Genomic DNA, 20,250 nt, shown 5'->3' on the forward strand with positions numbered 1-20,250 from the left:
GCGCCGCGTCCGCATCCGTCCCACCCGAAGAACCACCCAGGAAGACCCTCATGACCGACACCGCGCTGACCGCGTTCGCCTATGGCCTGCCGAAGGCCGAGCTGCACCTGCACCTCGAGGGCACCCTCGAGCCCGAGCTCAAGTTCGAACTCGCCGCCCGCAACGGCATCGAGCTGGCGGAGAAGACCGTCGAGGACGTCCGCGCGACGTACGACTTCACCGACCTCACCAGCTTCTTGCAGGTGTACTACCCGGCGATGCGGGTGCTGCAGACCGCGGACGACTTCCACGACCTGGCCTGGGCGTACCTGCAGAAGGCGGCGTCGCAGGGCGTCGTGCACGCCGAGATGTTCTTCGACCCGCAGGCGCACACCAGCCGCGGCGTGCCGTTCGAGCACGTGATCGGCGGCTACCGCCGCGCGGTCGTGCGCGCCGAGCGCGAGCTCGGCGTCTCGGCCGAGCTCATCATGTGCTTCCTGCGCGACTTCACCGCCGAGCACGCCATGTCCACCCTCATGGAGGCGCTGCCCTACAAGCAGTGGATCGTGGGCGTCGGTCTCGACTCCGACGAGCGCGGCAACCCGCCGGCGAAGTTCGCCGAGGTGTTCGCCCGTGCCCGCCAGGAGGGGTTCCTGCTCACGATGCACTGCGACATCGACCAGCCCGGGTCGATCGAGCACATCGGCCAGGTGCTGCACGACATCCAGGTCGACCGCATCGACCACGGCACGAACATCGTCGAGGACCCCGCGCTCGTCGCCCTCGCCGCCGAGCGGGGCCTCGGCTTCACCTGCTGCCCCGTCTCGAACTCGTTCGTGACCGAGCAGATGAAGTCGGACGAGATCGTCTCGCTCATGCGGCAGGGCGTGAAGGTCACCGTCAACTCCGACGACCCGGCCTACTTCGGCGGTTACGTCGGCGACAACTACGTCGCGCTCGCCGAGCACGCGGGACTCACCCGCGAGGAGCTCGTGCAGCTCGCGAAGAACTCCTTCGAGGCGTCCTGGCTCACCCCGGCCCGCCGCGCGGCGTTCCTCGCGAAGGTCGAGGAGTACGCTGCCGCGCATGCAGCAGCGGCGCCGACCGAGTGATCCCACGACCGTGATCAGCAGCATCCCGGGATCCGCGGATCCGGCCCAGGAGGACGACACCGCCGCGGTGCTCCGCCTCGGGGCGCGGATCCGGGAGCTGCGCAAAGCTCGCGAGCTCACCCTCGTGCAGCTCGCGGCGGCCACCGAACTGTCGCACCCGTTCCTCAGCCAGCTCGAGCGCGGCCTCGCCCAGCCGAGCCTGGGGTCGCTGCGCCGGATCGCGCTCGCGCTGCAGACCAGCCCGATCGAGCTCATCGCCGCATCCGAGGAGCCGTCGGCGGAGACCGGCGGCGTCGAACTCCGGCGCGCCGGATCCGGTGCGGTGCCCGACGGCTTCGCCATCGGCACGGCGCGGATGCTGGCGCCCGGCGCGTCGCCGTTCCACCCGATGGAGGTGCTCTCCGACGCGGTGGAGCCGGGTGAGGCGTTCAGCCACGCGGAGGACGAGTTCCTCTACGTCGCCGACGGCTCGGTCGTCGTCGAACTCGCCGGCGAGCAGTACCGCCTCGGCCCGGGCGACTCCCTCTACTACGGCGGCGGCGTCCGCCACCGCTGGTGGTCGGCGGACGGCGAGCCGTACCGCCTCATCGTCGTGAAGGAGGGCCCGCGGCTGCGGTCGCCCGCCCCCACCCAGGAGCTCCCGTGATCTCGTACCCTGACTACCTGCAGCTGCTGCCCAAGACCGAGCTGCACTGCCACTTCGCCTCCACCATGAGTGCGCCGCTGTTCCTCGAACTCGCGGCGAAGCACGGCGTCAGCCTGCCCTCGTCCGACCCGGCGACCCTGTTCGACTTCGAGGACCTCCGTGACTTCCTCGTCGCGTTCCGGTACGCGCACGACGTGCTGCGCGATCCGGAGGACTTCGAACGCGTCGCGTACGAGGGCGTGCGGGCCGCTGTCGCCGAGGCGAACCTCCGCTACCGCGAGTATTACGTCAACCCGCAGTACTTCTTCTCCCGCGGGCTCACGTACCGGCAGGTGATGGACCCGATCATCGCGGGGCTCCGCGCCGCCGAGCAGGACTTCGGGGTGGGGTTCGGCATCGTCGCGGCGATCAACCGCCGCGAGTCCGCCGCATCCGCCGTCGACATGGTGCAGCAGGTGATCGACCACGACCTGCCCGAGGTCGTCGGGATCGGCCAGGACGACCTGACCCCCGAGGACACCGAGGACCCGGCGCGGTTCGCCGAGGCGTACGCGCTCGCGAAGCGCCACGGGCTGCTGCGCACCGCGCACGTGGCGGAGACGCCATACGCGCAGCCGGCCGCCGTGCGTGAGGCGCTCGAGGTGCTCGACTGCGACCGCCTCGACCACGGCTACCGCATCGTGGACGATCCGGAGCTCGTCGCCTCCGCCCGTGAGCGCGACGTCGTGTTCACCGTGACGCCGGTCTCGACCACGATCTGCTCGGGCTGGACGCTGGACGAGCACCACCGCATCCGCGCCATGATCGACGCGGGCCTGCGGGTCGCGGTCTCCACCGACGACGCCATGTTCTTCCGCACCGACCTCGGCCGCGAGTACCGCGAGGGGCTCGCCGCGATGGGCGTCGACGCCGCCACCGCGAAGCAGATCGCCCTCAACGGCATCGACGGCGCGTTCTGCGACGAGGCCCGGAAGGCCCGCCTCCGCGCGGACTTCCAGGCGCAGTTCCTCGCCCTCGACGCGCTCCTCGCCCCCGCCTGACCCGCCCGCGCGTGCGTGCTCGTCTTCGCGAGCACAACTGCGGAGTTCGTCCCCGACACGCCGTGCCACCGGCATCCGGATGCGGCGTGTCGCCCGCGATCTCCGCAGTTGTGCACGGCCCGCCGCCCGCGTCCCGGCTTCGCGCCGCCCCGCTCACCTGTCGCGACGTGTCGCTCGCGGCCGCACTTCGCGACAGGCGAGGAGGGTTTCACCCGTCGCAGATGTCGCATCCGCGGGGTGCGGATGCGACATTCGCGACGGATGAGGCGGGGTTCAGCGCTCCTGGGCGAGGCGCCAGACGCGGTCGCGGCTGAACGGCTGCTCGAACGGCCGCACGCCGAGGGCGCGCGCGATCGCGTTGCCGATCGCCGGGGCCACCGGGTTGTACGGGCTCTCACTCATCGGCTTCGCACCGAAGGGGCCCACGGCGTCCTCGGTGTCGGCGAAGAACACCTCGGTCTCGGGCACGTCCGCGAACTGCGGCACGCGGTACGTGCGGAACACCGGCGTGATGACCCGGCCCGCGCCGTCGGTCATGACCTCCTCGTACAGGGCGCTGCCGATGCCCTGCGCGACACCGCCCTCGACCTGGCCGCGCGCCTGGGCCGGGTTCATGACCGTGCCCGCGTCGGCGGCGTGCACGGACTGCAGGATGCGGACCGTGCCCGTCTCCGGCTCCACCGCGACCCGCACCGCGTGCACGTTGAACGCGAGCGAGCGGATGTCGCCGAGCTCGCTGCCGTCGGCGGTGAGCCCCTCGGCGTTCCGCTCGTCGTCGGGAGCCGCGACAACGATCTCGTCGAACCCGACCGTCCGCGCCGCCGTGACCACGCCGTCGGCCGTCACGCGGGCGTCCTCGGGCGCCGTGCCGGTCAGCCCGGCGGCGATCCGCCGCATCCGCCGCTCGAGCATGCCGCACGCGGCATACAGCGCCTTGCCCGCGACCGTGATGCCCGTCGAGGCGAACGCCCCGGTGTCGTGGGCGACGGCGTCGGTGTCGGCGTGCCAGAGGGTGAGTCGGTCGAAGCCGACGTCGAAGACGGTGGCGGCGATCTGCCGGAGCACGGTCGAGGTGCCGTTGCCGAACTCGGCGGTGCCGGCCTGCAGCAGGTAGGTGCCGTCGGGGCGGAGCGTCGCGTGCGTGCGCGACACGTGGCCGAACGGCGCGATCGTCGCGATCATCGCCGCGGCCATGCCCTCCCCGACGAGCCATCCGTCGGGGGCGGTGACGCCGTTGCCGCGGGCGAGCGCTGCACGCGCGTCGGCGAGGCACTGGTCCAGGCCGTGGCTGCCCCAGGTGAGGCCGTTGCCGAGCTCGCCGTGCTCGGGTCGCGCCGCGTTGATCCGGCGGAGCTCGAACGGGTCGATGCCCAGTTGCTCCGACAGCATGTCCATGGCGGACTCCACACCGAGCATGACCTGCCCGAGCCCGTAGCCGCGGAACGCGCCGGAGGGCACGTTGTTCGTGTAGACCGCGGCGGCGTCGATCCGCCGGCTGGGCGCGTGGTAGATGTGCGTCGACTCCGACACGGCGTGGAAGAGCACGCCGCGGGAGTGGTTGCCGTAGGCGCCGGCGTCGCTGAGCACGTCGACCGCCATCGCGGTGAGGCGCCCGTCGGGGTCGGCGCCGAGCCGCACCGACACCCGCATCGGATGCCGCAGCGCGGCGCGCTGGAACTGGTCGGTGCGTGCGAACTCGTACGCCACCGGGCGCCCGGTGCGCAGCACCGCGAGGGTCACGAGGTCCTCGGTGAAGATCTCCTGCTTGCCGCCGAACCCGCCGCCGACCCGGGCGGCGTACACGCGCATCCGGTCGCGCTCGAGGCCGAAGACGCGGCACAGTTCGTCGCGCGTGAGGAACGGCACCTGGGTCGAGGAGCGGATGACGATGCGGCCCTCGTCGTCGAGCCACCCGATCGCGCCGTGCGTCTCGAGTTGCGCGTGCGTGACCCGGGAGGTGCGCCAGGTGCCCTCGACCGTGACGGCGCTGCGGGCGAGCACCTCCTCGACGTCGTCGCCGTGCACCTCCTGGAAGGAGAGCACGGTGTTCCGCTCGGCGTCCTGCACGCGGTCCTCGGGGGTGCGGCCGGGGTGGATCACCGGGGCGCGGCCGCTTCGGGCCTCCTCGGGGTCGAACACCGCCGGCAGCACCTCGTAGTCGACGCGGACGAGGCGGCAGGCCGCATCCGCCGCCGCCGCGGTCTCGGCGACGACGGCGGCGACGCGCTGTCCGATGAACCGGACCGTGTCGTCGAGCACGCGGGTGTCGTCCGAGTCGTCGGTGCGGTGCTCGTGACGACCGGTGGAGAAGCGGGTGAGGGGCGCGTCCTCGTGGGTGAGCACGGCGACGACGCCGGGCACCGCGAGCGCCTCGCTCGTGTCGATCGACCGGATGCGGGCGTGCGCGTGCGGGCTGGCCACGACGCGCAGGGTGAGCGCGGTGCCCTCCCACGGCTGGTCGGGCGCACCGACGATGTCGAACGTGTACGGTTCCTTGCCCTGGACGACGCGGCGGCCGGCCTCCGGGCGCACCGACTGCCCGACGCCCTGCGGCGCCGGCGCCGGCCCGGTCTCGCGCACCGGACCGAGCACGGACTCGCGGATCGCCTCCTTGATCGGGCGGTACCCGGTGCAGCGGCAGAGGTTGCCCTTCATGCGCCGGTCGAGGTCGTCGAGGTCGGAGGCGCAGAGGGTGGATGCGGTGAGGCTCATGCCGGGCGTGCAGAACCCGCACTGGAAGCCGAACTTCTCGACGAGCGCCTCCTGCACCGGGTGCAGCTCGTCGCCGGGCGCGAGCCCCGCGGCCGTCGTGACGGCCCGGCCCTCCATGCGGACGGCGGGGATGATGCACGAGTGCACCGGCTGGCCGTCGACGAGGACGCTGCAGGCGCCGCAGTCGCCGGCGTCGCAGCCCTTCTTCACCTCGGTGTGGCCGTGCTCGCGCAGGAGCGTCCGCAGGCACTGTCCCGCGGCGGGCTCCGCGTCGATCGCCGCGCCGTTGACCTCGAACCTCATGCGGCCTCCAACTCCACGCGGATCCGTTCCGCCAGCACGCCGCTGACCCCGCGGCGCCAGTCCGCCGAGCCGAGCGGGTCGGTGTAGTACCCGGATGCGGCTGCGACCGCATCCGCCAATTCCGCCGCGGCGGGCACGCCCGCGTATCGCAGCACGGTCGGGGTGAGCGTGGCGGCGGTGACGACGAACACGCACGCGCCGTCCTCGTCGCGGCGCCCGGTGACGACCGCGCCGGAGCGGCCGAGCTCGGCCAGCGCGATCTTGCGCAGCAGCGCGCGCGACCGGAGGGCGGATGCGGGGACGAACACGGATCGCAGCACCTCGCCCGGTGCGAGCGTGTTCGTGCCGTTGCCGGTGACGAACTCGGCGACCGCCTGGTGGCGCGTTCCCCCGGCGGGGGTCCAGATCTCGGCGACGCCGTCGAGTCCCGCGGTGAGGGAGACCATGGCGCCGGCCGCGAACGAGCGGCAGATGTTGCCGCCGACGGTGGCGGTGTTCCAGATCTTGAACGATGCGAGCAGGGCGTTGACCGCATCCGGGATCATCGACACCGCGGTCCAGTCCGCCGGGGGAGTCGTCGCGGCACGCCCCTCGGCCCACGCGAGCAGGTTCGCGATCGTGCAGGTGGCGCCGATGCGCAGGCCCTCGTCGGTCGCGTCGATCTCGTCCCAACCGAGTCCGGTGAGGTCGACGAACCCGGTGGTGTCGGGCTGCGGCTCGCTCATGAGCCACGTGCCCCCGGCGAGCACGACCTCGCCCGGCGCGAGCGCCAGGTCGTCGCGGGAGCGGGCGACACGGTAGCCCGTGACGGTGGTGATGTCCACGAGACCTCCCGAATGTTGATGGCACGAACACCGTGAGTCAAGCAGAGCGACGTTTCACGGCTGTTACCGGTGATGACACCGGCAGTATCCCCATGGATCCCGCTGGCCGGACACCCTCCCGGCAGCGCGAGACCACATCCGTTCGCCGACACCCAACCGGATGTGGTCTCGCGGGAAGGATGTGGTCTCGGCGGGGTGGGTCAGAGCTCGAGCTCGACGGCGGTCTCCAGCGCGGCCTCGATCGACCGCATCCAGCCGTCCTTGATGCCGTGGTGCGCGTCGTCGTACAGCGAGGTGCCGTCGACGAGGTTGCTGGATGCGGCGCACACCATGCCGGCGCGCATGCCGCGCAGGCGCGCGACGATGTACATCGCCGACGCCTCCATCTCGACCCCGACGATGCCCATGGCGTTGAGCTGGGCGATCCATTCCGGCGTCTCGGCGTAGAAGGCGTCGTCGCTGACCGTGATGCCGCGCACGGACTTCGTGCCGACGGCCTCCGCGATGCGCCGGGAGTTGCGGTCGAGGGATGCGGTGAGCTCGAGGTCGGGCACGGCGGGGAACCCCTTCGGCAGGTACGCGTCGGTCGTGCCGTCGTTGCGGAAGCTGCCCTCGCTCACGATCAGGTCGCCGGGGGCGATGCCCGGCTGCAGGGCGCCGGAGCTGCCGACCCGGATGACGGAGGTGACCCCGACCCGGTGGAGCTCCTCGACGGCGATCGCGGTGGACGGGCAGCCCATGCCGGTCGAGGTGGCGGTGATGAGTCGGCCCTTGTACCAGCCGGTCATGGTGCGGTGCTCGCGGTTGTGCGCCACTTCCTTCACCTCGGTGAGGAACTCGGCGACGAAGGGGACCCGGAACGGGTCGCCCGGGAGCAGGGCGACGGTCGAGACCTCGCCGGGCGCGATGCCGATGTGGAACTGGCGGGCGTCACGGCCGACCTGGGACTTGTCGACGGCTGCGGACATGGGGGTACCTCCTCGGTGGGTGCTGGGACGATGTGTCGTCGCAGTCCCCGCCCTGGGTGGCTCCATGGTGATAGGACACGCATCGGCGAGGATACCCGCCGCGTGTGACGCCGTTGTGAACGCGCGAGACCACATCCATCCAGCGAGACCACACCCAACTGGATGTGGCCTCGGCGAATGGGTGTGGTCTCGGCGAGGGGGAGAGGGCGCTCAGGCCACGCTGCAGGCGCTCGCGGCGACCGTCGCGCCGGCATCGGGAGCGACGCGGGCGTGCAGGGGGCCGACGCCGTCACGGAGCGGCTGTGCGTCGCGGCCGTGACGGACCGCCACGATCTCCGCCAGCACCGCGATCGCGGTGTGCTCGGGGCTGGTGCCGCCGAGGTCGAGCCCGAGCGGCGAATGCAGCCGCGCGAGTTCGGTGTCCGTGACGCCCTCGGCCCGGAGCAGCTCCGCCCGGCGGGCGACCGTGGAGCGCGCGCCCATCGCGCCGACGAACCCGACGGGCATCCGGAGCGCGGTGCGCAGGGCGGGGATGTCGAGCCGTACGTCGTGCGTGAGCACGCACACCGCGGTGCGCTCGTCGATCTCGTCCGGGCCGAGCGAAGCGAGGTGCTCGGCCGGGATCGCCGTGACGAGTTCCGCCGCGTCGGGGAACCGCTCGCGGGTCGTGAGGAGGTCCCACACGTCGCACACCGTGACGGCGAAGCCCGCCGCGGTGCCGAGCCGGCACAGCGCCGCAGCGTGCTCGCCCGCGCCGAGGAGGATGAGCTTCGGCGGCGGTGCGGTGCGGACCAGGAGCACGTCGGCGCCCTCGTACGCCGCCTCGAGCATGCGGGTCTCGCTGCCGGCCGTGACCCCGTCCACGACGACCGGGTCGATCACCTCGCCGATGCGCGGACCGGTCGCCACGACGGCGACGGCCGCGCGCCCGCCGGCCTGCGCCGTCTCCAACGCGTCGATCACGACGTGGTCGTCCGGATGCAGCACGCTGATGACCGCGTCGATCGAGCCGCCGCATGCGAGCCCGGCGGCGAACGCCTGCTCGTCGGAGAACCCGAGGCGCCCCGACGTGCCGCGGTCGCGGGCGAGCGCGGCGAGGGCGAGCGAGACCGCATCCGACTCCACGCACCCGCCCGAGATCGAGCCGATGACGCGCGCGTCGGCGGTCACCGCCATGGCGGCGCCCGCTCCCCGGGGGGCGCTGCGGGCGACCCGCGCGACCGTGACCACGGCGACGCGTTCGCCAGCCCGCAGGAGCGGGAGGAGGTCTGCGGCCAGTTCGAGCATGTCGCCACGGTAGTCCCCGCGTGTTACCGGCGCGCTACGCTGACCGATCATGGATCGACCGACCGCCGGCCTCGTGCTCGCCGCAGGCGCCGGCACCCGGTTCGGCGGTCCCAAGGGGCTCGCGCGGACGCCGGACGGCCGCCCCTGGGTCGGGCTCGCGGTCGACGCGCTCCGGGGCGGCGGATGCGGACCGGTGCTCGTCGCCGTCGGTGCGGAGGCCGACGAGGTCGGTGCGCTGGTCCTGCCCGGGGTGCAGACCGTGCCGGTCGCGGACTGGGCCGACGGGCTCGCGGCGACCGTCCGGGCAGGGCTCGCCGCGGCCGCCGCCACGGATGCCGGGGCGCTCCTCATCGTCACCGTCGACACCCCGGACCTGCCGGATGCTGCGGTGCACCGCATCCGGTCGCTCGCCGCTCCCGACGCGCTCGCCCAGGCCGTCTACGACGGTCGCCCCGGGCATCCGGTGCTGGTCGGCCGCGACCACTGGGGGCCGCTCGCCGCAGACCTGGAGGGCGACCGCGGTGCCGGTCCGTACCTCCGCGCGCACGGCGCCGTCGGTGTCGAGTGCGCCGACCTGTGGTCCGGCGCCGACATCGACCGCCGCCCGCACCCCTGATCGAGTTGCCTCAGATGTACGAGGGAACCGCTCCCACGCGTACATCTGAGGCAACTCGATGCGGAGGCGGGTGTCGCATGCGGAGGGGGTAGCGCCGGCGCGGGGTGCCGCGGACGGCGTCAGGCCGCGGCGGAGACGACGGCGGCGACGGCCGAGGTGAAGAACGACAGACCGTCGGTGCCCGACCGCATCGCGGCGGTCGTGTCGGGGCCGAAGCCCGGCTCGACGGCGTGCTCGGGATGCGGCATGAGCCCCACCACGTTGCCGCGCTCGTTCGTGAGGCCCGCGATGTCGTCGAGCGACCCGTTCGGGTTCACGCCGACGTAGCGGAACGCCACGAGGCCCTCGCCCTCGATGCGCTCGAGCGTCTCGGCGGAGCAGATGTACCCGCCGTCCGCGTTCTTCAGCGGGATCGTGATCTCCTGCCCCTGCTCGAAGTCGCTCGTCCACGCGGTGGACGCGTTCTCGACGCGCAGGCGCTGGTCGCGGCGGATGAACTGCTGATGCGCGTTGCGGATGAGCCCGCCCGGCAGCAGGTGCGCCTCGACGAGCATCTGGAAACCGTTGCAGATGCCGAGGACGGGCATGCCGGCCGCGGCCGCATCCTTGACCTCGCTCATGATCGGCGCGAGGGCGGCGATGGCGCCGGCACGCAGGTAGTCGCCGTAGCTGAAGCCGCCCGGCAGGACGAGCGCGTCGACGCCCTCGAGGTCGTGCGAGCCGTGCCACAGGGCGACCGGCTCCGCGCCGGCGAGGCGCACCGCGCGCTGCGCGTCGCGGTCGTCGAGCGACCCGGGGAAGGTGATGACCCCGACGCGGACGCTCATTCGACGACCTCGATGCCGACGACGTCCTCGATCACGGCGTTGGAGAGCACCTCGTCGGCCAGGGTGCGGACGGTCTCGAGCACGGCCTCGTCGACCTCGCCGTCCACGGTCAGCTCGAAACGCTTGCCGATGCGCACATCGGAGAAGGACTCGACGCCCATCCGGGAGAGGGCTCCGGCGACGGCCTTGCCCTGCGGGTCCAGCAGTTCGGCCTTGGGCATGACGTCGACGACGATGGTGGGCATTCGAAGGCTCCCGGGGTGCGCGGCGGATGTGCCCCACCAGTCTAGGCCGACACCCCGCATCCGGCCTCGTGGGAGCGCTCCCTCGCAGATCGTGACATCATTGCAGGACGATCGGCGAAGGACGAGGAGGGGCGCGGTGCATCGACGCACGCGGGCGCTCGCGCTGGGGGTCGCGGTGGTGGCCGTCACCAGCGGATGCAGCGGCGCCACGGCGCGGTCCAGCCCCACCGTGCTGACGGTGCAGGTGACCGGCGACGCCACCGGGGCCGCCTACCGCGCGCTGCTCGGCGAGTACGACCGGGCGAACCGCGACGTCCGCATCGTCGTGCGCGAACTCCCGGCCGACGAGGCGCGGGAGCTGCTCTTCGCCGACCTCGGGCGCAGCGGCCTCGCCGACGTCGTCACGATCGACTCGACCTGGCTGCCCGAGCTCATGCTCTACTCCGACCTCCTGGCCGCGATCCCGCGCACCGAACTGCAGGATGACGAGGGGCGCTGGCCGGAGTGGGCCGTGCGCACGGTCACCGACACCGCCGGCCGCGTCTACGCCTACCCCGCCGCGATCGCGCCGCGCGCGCTCTGCTACGACCCCGAGCTGGTGGCGGCAGCCGGCCTCCCGGCCGATCCCGCAGGCTTCGGGGCGCTCGCCGAGGACTGGGCCGGGCTCCTGCAGACCGCGGCGGGGTACACCGCGGCGACCGGCCGCCCCTTCCTGGACTCCGCCGCCGACGTCTTCTCGGTCGCCATGGACCAGCTCGCCGCGCCGTACGAGAAGCGCGCGACGGGCGAGGTGATCGCGACCACCAACCCGACCGTGCGCACCGCCTACGAACGGGTGACCGCCGATCCCGCGGTCTTCGCCGGGCTCGAACCCGGCACCGACGAGTGGCTGGCCGCCGCCGCGACCGGCGGGTTCGCGGCGAGCCTGTGCGCGGCCGGCACGATCGGCGCGACCGACCCCGAGGCCGTCACCGAGACCGAGATCGCGGACGAACCAGCGGACGAATCCGCACCGCCGGCCGACCCCGAGACCGTGACCCCCGGCAGCGGCACGCTCGCGACGCTCCTCGACGCCGGCTGGGAGGTCGCCGACGCGTTCCCCGGCGGTGGTGCGACCAGCGTCCTCAGCGCGTTCGCCGTCCCGGCCGCGGGTGCCCACGTCGACCGCGCCCGCGAGGTCGCGGACTGGCTCACCGCGCCCGAGCAGCAGCTCGCGATGTTCGCCGCGGTCGGCGCGTTCCCCAGCCTCTCGTTCGCCGACGAGGAGACGGATGCGGCCGAGCCCACCGCATCCGCGACGCCCGAGGGCGAGACCCCGGGACCCGACGCGACCGGTGAGCCGGATCCCGAGGACGAAGCCGCGCCGGACGACGGGGCCACGACCGACCCGGATGAGGACGACGACCCGTTCGCGGGCCCGATCGCCGCGCTCCTGCGCGAGCGCGCCGCGGCCATCCCCGGGCTCCGGTTCCGCGGCCCCGAGACCCCGGAGATCGACCGGCTCATGGCGTTCGCGCTCACCCGCGTGACCGCCGGGGCCGTGACCGCCGCCGACGCCTGGGACCGCTGGGTCCTGGCGGTCGAGGCCACCACCGTTCCATGACCCCCTGCGGCCGCCGCGCGCGGTCCGCGACAGTGACCAGTGAGGAAACCCCCGCGATGAGCACCACTGCCCGAACCTTCCCCGAGGACTTCCTCTTCGGGGCGGCCACCGCCGCGTTTCAGATCGAGGGCGCCGCGCACGAGGACGGCCGCCGCGATTCGATCTGGGACGCGTTCTGCCGTGTGCCGGGCGCCGTCATCAACGGCGACGACGGCGAGGTCGCCACCGACCACTACCACCGCTACCGCGACGACGTGGCCCTGATGAAGCGCCTTGGCCTGCAGACCTACCGCTTCTCCACGTCGTGGTCGCGCGTGCGCCCCGACGGCGGCCCGGTGAACCCCGCCGGCATCGACTTCTACCAGCGTCTCGTCGACGAGCTGCTCGAGGCCGACATCCTGCCGTGGCTCACGCTGTACCACTGGGACCTGCCGCAGGCGCTGCAGGAGCAGGGGGGCTGGACGAACCGTGACACCGCCGAGCGGTTCACCGAGTACGCGCTCGACATGCACGACGCGCTCGGCGACCGGGTGTCGGTGTGGACGACCCTCAACGAGCCCTGGTGCTCCTCGTTCCTCAGCTACACCGCCGGCATCCACGCCCCGGGTCACTACTCCGCCGCCGAGGGCGTCGCCGCCGCACACCACCTGCTCCTCGGCCACGGGCAGACGATCCGCGCACTCCGTGAACGCGACGCGTCGCTGAACCTCGGCATCACGCTCAACCTCACGGTTGCCGACCCGGCCGACCCGGCCGACCCCGCCGACGTCGACGCCGCCCGCCGCATCGACGGGCAGTTCAACCGGTGGTTCCTCGACCCGGTCTTCCGCGGCTCGTACCCGGAGGACATCGTCGAGGACATGCGGCAGCGCACGCCGGAGGCCGCCGCATCCCTCGAAGCGGTGCTGCGCCCCGGTGACCTCGAGGTCATCTCCGCGCCCATCGACGCCCTCGGCGTGAACTACTACCACGGCGAGTTCGTCGGCGCCGAGGCGTCCGCGAACCCGCCGGCCGCGGGCGACGCGCCCACCGACCGCTTCGCCGGCTCGCCCTGGCCGGTCGGCCAGGACATCCACTGGCACGACCGCGGCCTGCCGCGCACCGCCATGCACTGGGAGGTCGACCCCGCCACGCTGAAGCGCCTGCTCACCCGGGTCGCGACCGAGTACTCGGATGCGGCCGGCACCCGGCTGTTCGTCACCGAGAACGGTGCCGCGTACGACGACGTCCCCGTGGTCGAGGACGGCGTCACCGCCGTGCACGACATCGAGCGTGCCGACTTCCTCGCCGGGCACCTGCAGGCGATCCTCGACACCATCGAGTCCGGCGTCGACGTCGGCGGCTACTTCTACTGGTCGCTGCTGGACAACTTCGAGTGGGCCTGGGGCTACGAGAAGCGCTTCGGCATCGTGCGGGTCGACTACGACACCCAGGAGCGCACCCCGAAGGAGAGCGCCCACAGGTACAGTCGCATCATCGCCGCACGAGCCGTCGCGGAGTAAGCCGGAAGGATCTGGTCATGACGGTGCAGTTACGGACCACGGCCACGATCGAGGAGGTCGCCCGTCTCGCGGGCGTCTCCCGGTCTACCGTGTCGCGGGTCGTGAACGGCTCCGAATCGGTCAGCCCCGAGGCCGTCGCCTCCGTCCGGGCGGCGATCGCGAGCCTGAACTACGTGCCCAACCGCGCAGCGCGATCGCTGGCGAGCAACCGCACCATGGCGGTCGGCGTCATCATCCCGGAGGACACCCACCGGTTCTTCGGCGACCCGTTCTTCGCCGCGATCGTCTCCGGGATCAACGCGACGATCGCCTCGTCGCCGTACGTGCTGACGCTGTACATCGCCAGCAACGACCCCGGTGACAAGATGGTCGGCTACGCGCGCAGCGGCTCCATCGACGGCGCGATCGTCGTCTCGCACCACACCAGCGACACGTTCGTCTCGGCCATCGCCTCGACCATGCCGGTCGTCTACGCCGGTCGTCCCCTCTCGGTCCGACCGAACGACTACTACGTCGACGTCGACAACACCGCCGGTGCGCGGGATGCGGTCGAGTACCTCATCGGTCAGGGGCGCCGCCGCATCGCGACCATCACCGGCCCCGGGAGCATGGCGGCCGGCGTCGACCGGCTGGCCGGCTACCGGGCCGCGATGAAGGCCGCGGGGCTCCCCGAGGTCGCGGTCGAGGACGGCGACTTCACCGCGGAGGGCGGTGCGGCGGCGATGCGCCGCATCCTCGAGGGTCCGGGTCTTCCGGACGCCGTGTTCGTCGCCAGCGACCTCATGGCCCGCGGGGCGATGAGCGTGCTGCAGGCCGCCCGGGTGCGGGTGCCTGAGGAGATCGCCGTGATGGGGTTCGACGACTCCCAGCTCGCCACGAACGTGACGCCCACGCTCACCACGATGCGGCAGCCGTCCTTCGCGCAGGGCCAGACGATGGCGCGGGTGCTGCTGGAACTCCTCGCCGGCGGCGAACCGGATCACGCCACGATCCTCCCCACGGAGCTCATCGTCCGCGAATCCGCCTGACCTCCGAACGCCGAACCGCCGCATCCCTGCTCCGGGATGCGGCGGTTCGTTGTTCAGGCCCGTTCACCCGTCGCAGATTCGCGGTGCGGACGGTGCGCACCCTGCATCCGAGACGGATGAACCGCGCTCACTCCGGGTCGCCGCCGAGCGGGCCGACCGCGGGGATGGGGCCGCCGTCGTCCGCGCCGGTCTTGCGGACGCGCGCGATGAAGTTGCCCAGGTGGTAGATCACGAGCGCGGCGAGCGAGCCGATGACGATCGCGCCGAGCTGGAAGTCGCCCCACTGCATGGTGAAGCCGGCGATCGCGACGACGAGCGAGACCGCGGCGGTGTACTGGTTCACCGGGCGCGAGAAGTCGACGCGGTTGTCGACCCAGATCTTGATGCCGATGATGCCGATGAGGCCGTACAGCGCGGTGGTCGCACCGCCGAGGACGCCGGCCGGGATGCTGTTGAACACGGCGCCGACCTTCGGCGACAGGCTCAGCACGATCGCGGCGGCACCGGCCACCCAGTACGCGGCCGTGGAGTAGACGCGGGTCGCGGCCATGACGCCGATGTTCTCGCCGTAGGTGGTGGTGCCCGACCCGCCGAAGAGGCCGGCGATCGTGGTCGAGACGCCGTCGGCGATGAGCGCGCGGCCGGTCTGCTTGTTCACCGCGGGGGTGGTCATGGTGGCGACACCGCGCACGTGGCCGATGTTCTCGGCGAGGAGCACGAGCACGACCGGGAGGAACATCGCGATCGCGGCCCAGGTGCCCGGCTGCGTGACGTCGGCGAGGTGGAACTCGGGCAGGCCCACCCAGGCGGCCTCCTCGACGGCGCTGAAGTCGAGCACGCCGCCGATCGCGGCGGCGATGTAGCCGACGATCACGCCGAGGAAGATCGAGACCCGGCCGAGGAAGCCGCGGAACAGCACGCTGAACAGGATGACGGCGACCAGGGTGATGGATGCCACGAGCGGCTGCGCCTGGAAGTTCATCCACGCCGTGGGGGCGAGGTTGAAGCCGATGAGTGCGACGATGGCGCCCGCGACGACCGGCGGCATGAGCTTGTCGATCCAGCCGGTGCCCGCGAACTGGGCGATGACGCCCACGAGGATGACGAGCAGGCCGACCGCGACGATGCCGGCGAGGGCGGTGCCCATCCCGGCGGTCGCGGTGGCGGCGGTGATCGGCGCGATGAACGCGAACGAGGAACCGAGGTAGCTCGGGAGCTTGTTCTTCGTGACGATGAGGAACAGCAGCGTGCCGACACCCGAGAACAGGAGCGTGGTGGGCACCGGGAACCCGGTGAGCACGGGCACGAGGAAGGTCGCGCCGAACATGGCGACGACGTGCTGGATGCCGATGGCGATGGTCGCGGGCCAGTTCAGGCGTTCGTCGGGCGCGACGACCTGTCCGGGTTCGACGGTGCGCCCGTCGCCGTGCAGCTTCCAGATGGCCATGGTGGTTCTCCTCAGTGGTTCATGCGGGTCGGGCCGCGAGACAGCATCCCACCGCCGAGACAGCGGGGTTACCCCGCAGTCTCGGCGCGCAGATGCAGTCTCGCGGTTCCCAGGGGGAGTCTCGCGGATCGGCGGATCCGTGCGCGCGCGGCGCGCAGGTCAGTGCGCGAGGCGGTCGAGCAGCTCGCGGTAGCGGGCGACGGTGCGCTCGACGACGTCGGCGGGCAGCACGGGCGGTTCGCCCAGCTTGTCCCAGTTCGCCGCGAGCCAGTCGCGGACGATCTGCTTGTCGAAGCTCGCCATGCGCTCGGCCGGGGTGGTGCCGGTGCGCCAGGACTCGGCATCCCAGTACCGCGACGAGTCGGGCGTCAGCACCTCGTCCGCGAGGGTGAGCACCCCGTCCGCGTCAAGGCCGAACTCGAACTTCGTGTCGGCCAGGATGAGACCGCGCTCTTCGGCGGTGGCCGCGGCGCGGCGGTAGATCTCGAGCGACAGGTCGCGGAGGGCCGCGGCGTGCTCGGCCCCCACGAGCTCGACCGTCTGCTCGAACGAGATGTTCTCGTCGTGCTCGCCGAGGGGCGCCTTGTACGCCGGGGTGAACAGCGGCTCGGGCAGCCGGTCCCCGTCCTGCAGTCCGTCGGGGAGCGGGATGCCGCACACGGTGCCTGCGGCCCGGTACTCCGCCCAACCGGAACCAGTGAGGTACCCCCGGACGACGCACTCGATCGGCAGCATGTCGAGCGCCTTCACGACCATGGCGCGCCCGGTGACCGCATCCGGCACGAGGGAGACGGCCTCGTCGTCGCCGAGCACGTGGTCGGCGACGAGATGGTTCGGGATGCGGCGACCGCCGTCGGCGCCGGCGAGCCGATCGAACCACCACAGGCTGAGGGTCGTGAGGATGGCGCCCTTGCCCTCGATGCCGGGATCGAGCACGTGGTCGAACGCGCTCACCCGGTCGCTGGCGACGACGAGCATGCGCTCGGCGGAACCGCCCTCGGGGGTCTCGGCCGGCACGTACAGGTCGCGCACCTTGCCGGAGTAGACGTGCCGCCAGCCGGGAAGGTTCTCGTTGCTCACCCGCCCATTATCCCGCCCAGCGCCGGACCGCCGTCGCGGGTCGTCCGCGACGGTCAGGGCGTGATGGCGTCGACGTACGTGAACGCCTCGTGCACGATCCCCGGCCACGTGTCTGCCTCGGACTGCGGCACCACGAGCCATTCGCGCATCGTGCGCCCGCGCATCACCATGGGCATCGCCGCGCTGTCGGCCGGCCACGACGCCACCCGGGCGGCGGGGAGCTTCACGATGAGGCCGCCGTCCCAGCCGATGAACGCGAACACCTTGCCCCGGATGCGGAGACCGTCCGAGCCGAACATGGGCCCCACCTCGACGCCGTCCCGGGTGAGGAGGTCGTCCTCGATCGGCGCGAACAGCTCGTGTCCGCGCCGCTTCACGTCACCCCGGGCGGGCACCCGTCAGTCCTCGGGGTCCTCGGGGTCGATCGGGGCGTGGTGGTCGAAGCCGGCGGTACCGCGCTTCCAGTACCCGCTGACCGCGTACTGTGCACGCGGGAGGCCGAGTTCGTGCCGCAGGTACCGGCGCACCGGCACGAGCCGCGACGCCTCGGCCGCGGCGAAGACGAACGTGCCCGCGTCGATCCTGCGCGTACGCACCGTCTCGGCGAGGTCGTCGCCCGCGGCCAGGACGGGGACGTCGCGCCCGCCTTCGCCGCGCAGGTAGGTCCGGACCCACTCCAGATCGCCGGTGACGTCCGCGACCACCTCGACGTCGCAGGTGTCGGGCAGGTCGGCGATCCAGCGCCCCGCGGAGGGCAGCGCCGTGCCGTCGACGACGAGCAGCACGCGCGGGGCGTGGAGCGTCGCGCCGCGGGAGCCGCGCGGGCCCACGATGACGAGCGTGTCGCCGACCGAGGCGGCCGCGGCCCAGCGGGCGGCGGGGCCGGGCGCCTCGTGGCGCAGGATGTCGAGGTCGATCGAGCGCGACCCCTCGATCTCACGGATGTGCAGCGGCGTGAAGTCGCGCGAGAACATGGGGCGGTCCGGACGGACGATGCCGTCCTCGCCGGGGCCGGCCGGCGCGGGCGCCACCAGCTCCCCGGTCTCGGGGTCCGGGAAGAACACCCGCACGTGGTCCGCCGGCCCGCCCGAGACGAAGTCGACGAACTCGGGTCCGGTGAGCGTCACCCGGATGAACTCCCCGACCTCGGCGATCGCGGTGACCGTCGCCGTCCGGGCCGTGAAGCGGTTGCGACCGCCCTCCCGCCGGAACAACTCCGCCGCCGTGTCCACTGCATCCGTCATGCGACGTCCTTCCCTGAAGCCTCTGCTCGGATCGAGCCAAGCACAGTCTGCCCGGATGCCGGGCATCGGTCGCGGGGGATGTCGGTGGTGCGTGGCATCGTCTCGGCATGGACGCGGGCATCGTGACGGAAGCCGAGCAGCTGGTGCGGGCCCTTGCGGCCGATCTGACGCGGTCGGGTCCCGGTGAATGCCTGATCTGCTACCTGCACCGTGTGCTCGGGCAGTTCGGATGCGACCACACGCACCGGTTCACGGGCGCGTTCCGCGACGAACGGATGCCGCGGGCCACGGCGCTCGAGTCGCGGCTGCGCGGGGCAGGCGCGTACTGCGACTGCGAGGTGCTGTGGAACGCCGTCCGTCCCGCGGTCGACATGCCCGAGGACGCTCCGCTCCCGAGCTGCCTGGGCATCCGCGCGGCGACCACCCGTCCCTGCGGGCTCTGGCGCGCGAGGCGCTGGTGAGCGTCAGTCCTTCGCGACCCGCGCCGCGATGTCGGAGCGGAACCGGCCGCCCTTGAGGTCGATGTGCCCGATCGCGTCGTACGCGCGGGAGCGGGCCTGCCGGAAGTCGGTGCCGACGGCGACGACGTTCAGCACCCGTCCGCCGGTCGCGACGAGGCCGTCACCCTCGACCGCCGTGGCGGCGTGGGCGAGGTGCACGCCCTCGGTCCGTGCCGCGACGTCGAGCCCGGTGAGCGCTCGGCCGGTCACCGGCTTCTCCGGGTAGCCCTCGCTGGCGAGCACGACGGTGACGGCGACGGTGTCGTCGAACGCCGGACGGGCGACGCCCTCGAGCGTGCCGGTCGCGGTCGCGAGCAGCAGGGCGGACAGCGGCTCGGCCAGGCGCGGGAGCACGACCTGGGTCTCCGGGTCGCCGAAACGCGCGTTGAACTCGATGACCTTCACGCCCTGCTCGGTGAGGATGAGCCCCGCGTACAGCAGACCGATGAACGGGTTGCCTTCGGCATCCATCTGCCGCACCACCGGCTCCGCGATCTCGCGGGTGACGAGGTCGACGAACGCGTCCTCGCCGCCGAAGCGGTCGGCGAGCCACGGCAGCGGCGAGTAGGCGCCCATGCCGCCGGTGTTGGGGCCGTCGTCCTCGTCGCGCAGGCGCTTGTAGTCCTGGGCGGGGCTGAGCGGGCGCACGGTGTCGCCGTCGCTGAGGAAGAAGAGCGAGACCTCGGGGCCGCTGAGGAACTCCTCGACCAGCACCGGGCCGGTGGGAAGGTAGGCGGCGGCGTGCTCGAGGGCGAGCTCCCGGTCGGTCGTGACGATGACGCCCTTGCCCGCGGCGAGCCCGTCGGCCTTCACCACGTGGGGTGCGCCGAGCTCGTCCAGCGCCGCGGCGACCTCGTCGAGGTCGCGGGCGCGGACCGCCCGGCCGGTGGGCACGCCGGCAGCATCCATGATGCGCTTGGCATAGGTCTTGGAGCCCTCGAGCCGGGCGGCGGCCTTGCCCGGGCCGAACACCGGGATGCCCCGCTCGCGCAGCGCATCGCCGACACCGGCGACCAGCGGCGCCTCGGGGCCGATGACGACGAGGTCGATCGCGTTCGTGTTCGCGTAGTCGGTCACGGAGACCGGGTCGTTCGCATCGACCGCGACGATGGTCGCATCCTGTGCGATGCCCGCGTTGCCGGGGGCGGCGAACAGCTCGTGCGGCTCCGCCTCGGAGGCGAGCGCGAGGACGATGGCGTGCTCACGCGCGCCGGAGCCGAGGACGAGGATTCTCACCCCGCCAGCCTATCCAGCTCCGTCCCCGCGTCCATGTCCCACGTGCTGTCG

The 20,250-nt window shown here is 72.5% G+C and carries 19 protein-coding genes; 8 read left to right on the forward strand and 11 right to left on the reverse strand.

Annotated features, from left to right (window positions below; genetic code table 11):
* Positions 1–50 precede the first annotated feature (50 nt).
* Genes ACWAUO_RS11285 through add form a run of 3 tightly spaced genes read left to right on the forward strand, consistent with a single transcriptional unit; the run spans position 51 to position 2,777 of the window.
* Positions 51–1,091: an adenosine deaminase gene (locus ACWAUO_RS11285; protein WP_460775474.1), complete on the forward strand. Its 1,041-nt coding sequence runs from the start codon at positions 51–53 to the stop codon at positions 1,089–1,091.
* On the forward strand, positions 1,066–1,737 hold the full coding sequence (locus tag ACWAUO_RS11290; RefSeq protein WP_460775475.1) for a helix-turn-helix domain-containing protein: 672 nt from the start codon (positions 1,066–1,068) through the stop codon (positions 1,735–1,737). Before ACWAUO_RS11285 ends, ACWAUO_RS11290 begins: the two co-directional genes overlap by 26 nt.
* The gene (gene add / locus ACWAUO_RS11295; RefSeq protein ID WP_460775477.1) at positions 1,734–2,777 is read left to right on the forward strand and encodes an adenosine deaminase; all 1,044 of its coding nucleotides are present in this window, start codon (positions 1,734–1,736) and stop codon (positions 2,775–2,777) included. Before ACWAUO_RS11290 ends, add begins: the two co-directional genes overlap by 4 nt.
* 273 nt (positions 2,778–3,050) lie before the next feature.
* Here the strand turns inward: add and ACWAUO_RS11300 are convergent, their stop codons facing one another.
* The 4 genes from ACWAUO_RS11300 to ACWAUO_RS11315 all read right to left on the reverse strand — a co-directional run bounded on the left by ACWAUO_RS11300 (position 3,051) and on the right by ACWAUO_RS11315 (position 8,871).
* On the reverse strand, positions 3,051–5,792 hold the full coding sequence (locus ACWAUO_RS11300; RefSeq protein WP_460775478.1) for a molybdopterin-dependent oxidoreductase: 2,742 nt from the start codon (positions 5,790–5,792) through the stop codon (positions 3,051–3,053).
* On the reverse strand, positions 5,789–6,616 hold the full coding sequence (locus ACWAUO_RS11305; protein ID WP_460775480.1) for an FAD binding domain-containing protein: 828 nt from the start codon (positions 6,614–6,616) through the stop codon (positions 5,789–5,791). The genes ACWAUO_RS11300 and ACWAUO_RS11305 overlap by 4 nt, the downstream gene beginning before the upstream one ends.
* A 200-nt stretch (positions 6,617–6,816) precedes the next feature.
* Positions 6,817–7,584, reverse strand: a complete 768-nt coding sequence (locus ACWAUO_RS11310) for a nucleoside phosphorylase (protein WP_460775481.1) — start codon at positions 7,582–7,584, stop codon at positions 6,817–6,819.
* Between the two features lie 210 nt (positions 7,585–7,794).
* Positions 7,795–8,871: an XdhC family protein gene (locus ACWAUO_RS11315; protein WP_460775483.1), complete on the reverse strand. Its 1,077-nt coding sequence runs from the start codon at positions 8,869–8,871 to the stop codon at positions 7,795–7,797.
* Positions 8,872–8,920: 49 nt separating this feature from the next.
* On the opposite strand from ACWAUO_RS11315, the gene ACWAUO_RS11320 reads away from it, so the two are divergent.
* A complete protein-coding gene (locus ACWAUO_RS11320) occupies positions 8,921–9,487 on the forward strand; it encodes a nucleotidyltransferase family protein (protein WP_460775485.1) in 567 nt (188 codons plus the stop codon).
* Between the two features lie 119 nt (positions 9,488–9,606).
* On the opposite strand, the gene purQ is transcribed toward ACWAUO_RS11320, so the two are convergent.
* Together purQ and purS are read right to left on the reverse strand one after the other, a co-directional pair.
* The gene (purQ, locus tag ACWAUO_RS11325; RefSeq protein ID WP_460775486.1) at positions 9,607–10,314 is read right to left on the reverse strand and encodes a phosphoribosylformylglycinamidine synthase subunit PurQ; all 708 of its coding nucleotides are present in this window, start codon (positions 10,312–10,314) and stop codon (positions 9,607–9,609) included.
* A complete protein-coding gene (gene purS / locus ACWAUO_RS11330) occupies positions 10,311–10,559 on the reverse strand; it encodes a phosphoribosylformylglycinamidine synthase subunit PurS (protein WP_460775488.1) in 249 nt (82 codons plus the stop codon). The genes purQ and purS overlap by 4 nt, the downstream gene beginning before the upstream one ends.
* A 136-nt stretch (positions 10,560–10,695) precedes the next feature.
* Between purS and ACWAUO_RS11335 the strand changes: the two genes are divergently transcribed.
* Genes ACWAUO_RS11335 through ACWAUO_RS11345 form a run of 3 tightly spaced genes read left to right on the forward strand, consistent with a single transcriptional unit; the run spans position 10,696 to position 14,692 of the window.
* Complete coding sequence (locus ACWAUO_RS11335; RefSeq protein ID WP_460775489.1) at positions 10,696–12,162, forward strand: extracellular solute-binding protein; 1,467 nt, start codon at positions 10,696–10,698, stop codon at positions 12,160–12,162.
* 56 nt (positions 12,163–12,218) lie between these two features.
* A complete protein-coding gene (locus tag ACWAUO_RS11340; protein WP_460775491.1) occupies positions 12,219–13,664 on the forward strand; it encodes a glycoside hydrolase family 1 protein in 1,446 nt (481 codons plus the stop codon).
* 17 nt (positions 13,665–13,681) lie between these two features.
* A complete protein-coding gene (locus ACWAUO_RS11345; protein WP_460775492.1) occupies positions 13,682–14,692 on the forward strand; it encodes a LacI family DNA-binding transcriptional regulator in 1,011 nt (336 codons plus the stop codon).
* 127 nt (positions 14,693–14,819) lie between these two features.
* Here the strand turns inward: ACWAUO_RS11345 and ACWAUO_RS11350 are convergent, their stop codons facing one another.
* The 4 genes from ACWAUO_RS11350 to ACWAUO_RS11365 form a co-directional block, all read right to left on the reverse strand.
* Positions 14,820–16,139 carry a uracil-xanthine permease family protein gene (locus ACWAUO_RS11350; RefSeq protein ID WP_460775493.1) on the reverse strand — a complete coding sequence of 440 codons (1,320 nt, stop codon included), beginning with the start codon at positions 16,137–16,139 and terminating at the stop codon, positions 14,820–14,822.
* Positions 16,140–16,298: 159 nt separating this feature from the next.
* Entirely contained in the window at positions 16,299–17,219 is a 921-nt protein-coding gene (locus tag ACWAUO_RS11355) for a phosphoribosylaminoimidazolesuccinocarboxamide synthase (RefSeq protein WP_460775495.1), read from the reverse strand.
* Between the two features lie 53 nt (positions 17,220–17,272).
* The gene (locus tag ACWAUO_RS11360; RefSeq protein ID WP_460775496.1) at positions 17,273–17,614 is read right to left on the reverse strand and encodes a hypothetical protein; all 342 of its coding nucleotides are present in this window, start codon (positions 17,612–17,614) and stop codon (positions 17,273–17,275) included.
* A gap of 3 nt (positions 17,615–17,617) precedes the next feature.
* Positions 17,618–18,463, reverse strand: a complete 846-nt coding sequence (locus ACWAUO_RS11365; RefSeq protein WP_460775498.1) for a siderophore-interacting protein — start codon at positions 18,461–18,463, stop codon at positions 17,618–17,620.
* Positions 18,464–18,570: 107 nt separating this feature from the next.
* On the opposite strand from ACWAUO_RS11365, the gene ACWAUO_RS11370 reads away from it, so the two are divergent.
* Positions 18,571–18,924, forward strand: a complete 354-nt coding sequence (locus ACWAUO_RS11370; protein WP_460775499.1) for a DUF2695 domain-containing protein — start codon at positions 18,571–18,573, stop codon at positions 18,922–18,924.
* 3 nt (positions 18,925–18,927) lie between these two features.
* On the opposite strand, the gene purD is transcribed toward ACWAUO_RS11370, so the two are convergent.
* Complete coding sequence (gene purD, locus ACWAUO_RS11375) at positions 18,928–20,199, reverse strand: phosphoribosylamine--glycine ligase (RefSeq protein ID WP_460775501.1); 1,272 nt, start codon at positions 20,197–20,199, stop codon at positions 18,928–18,930.
* Between the last annotated feature and the right edge of the window lie 51 nt (positions 20,200–20,250).

This window comes from Microbacterium sp. GXF7504 (genome assembly GCF_054798235.1).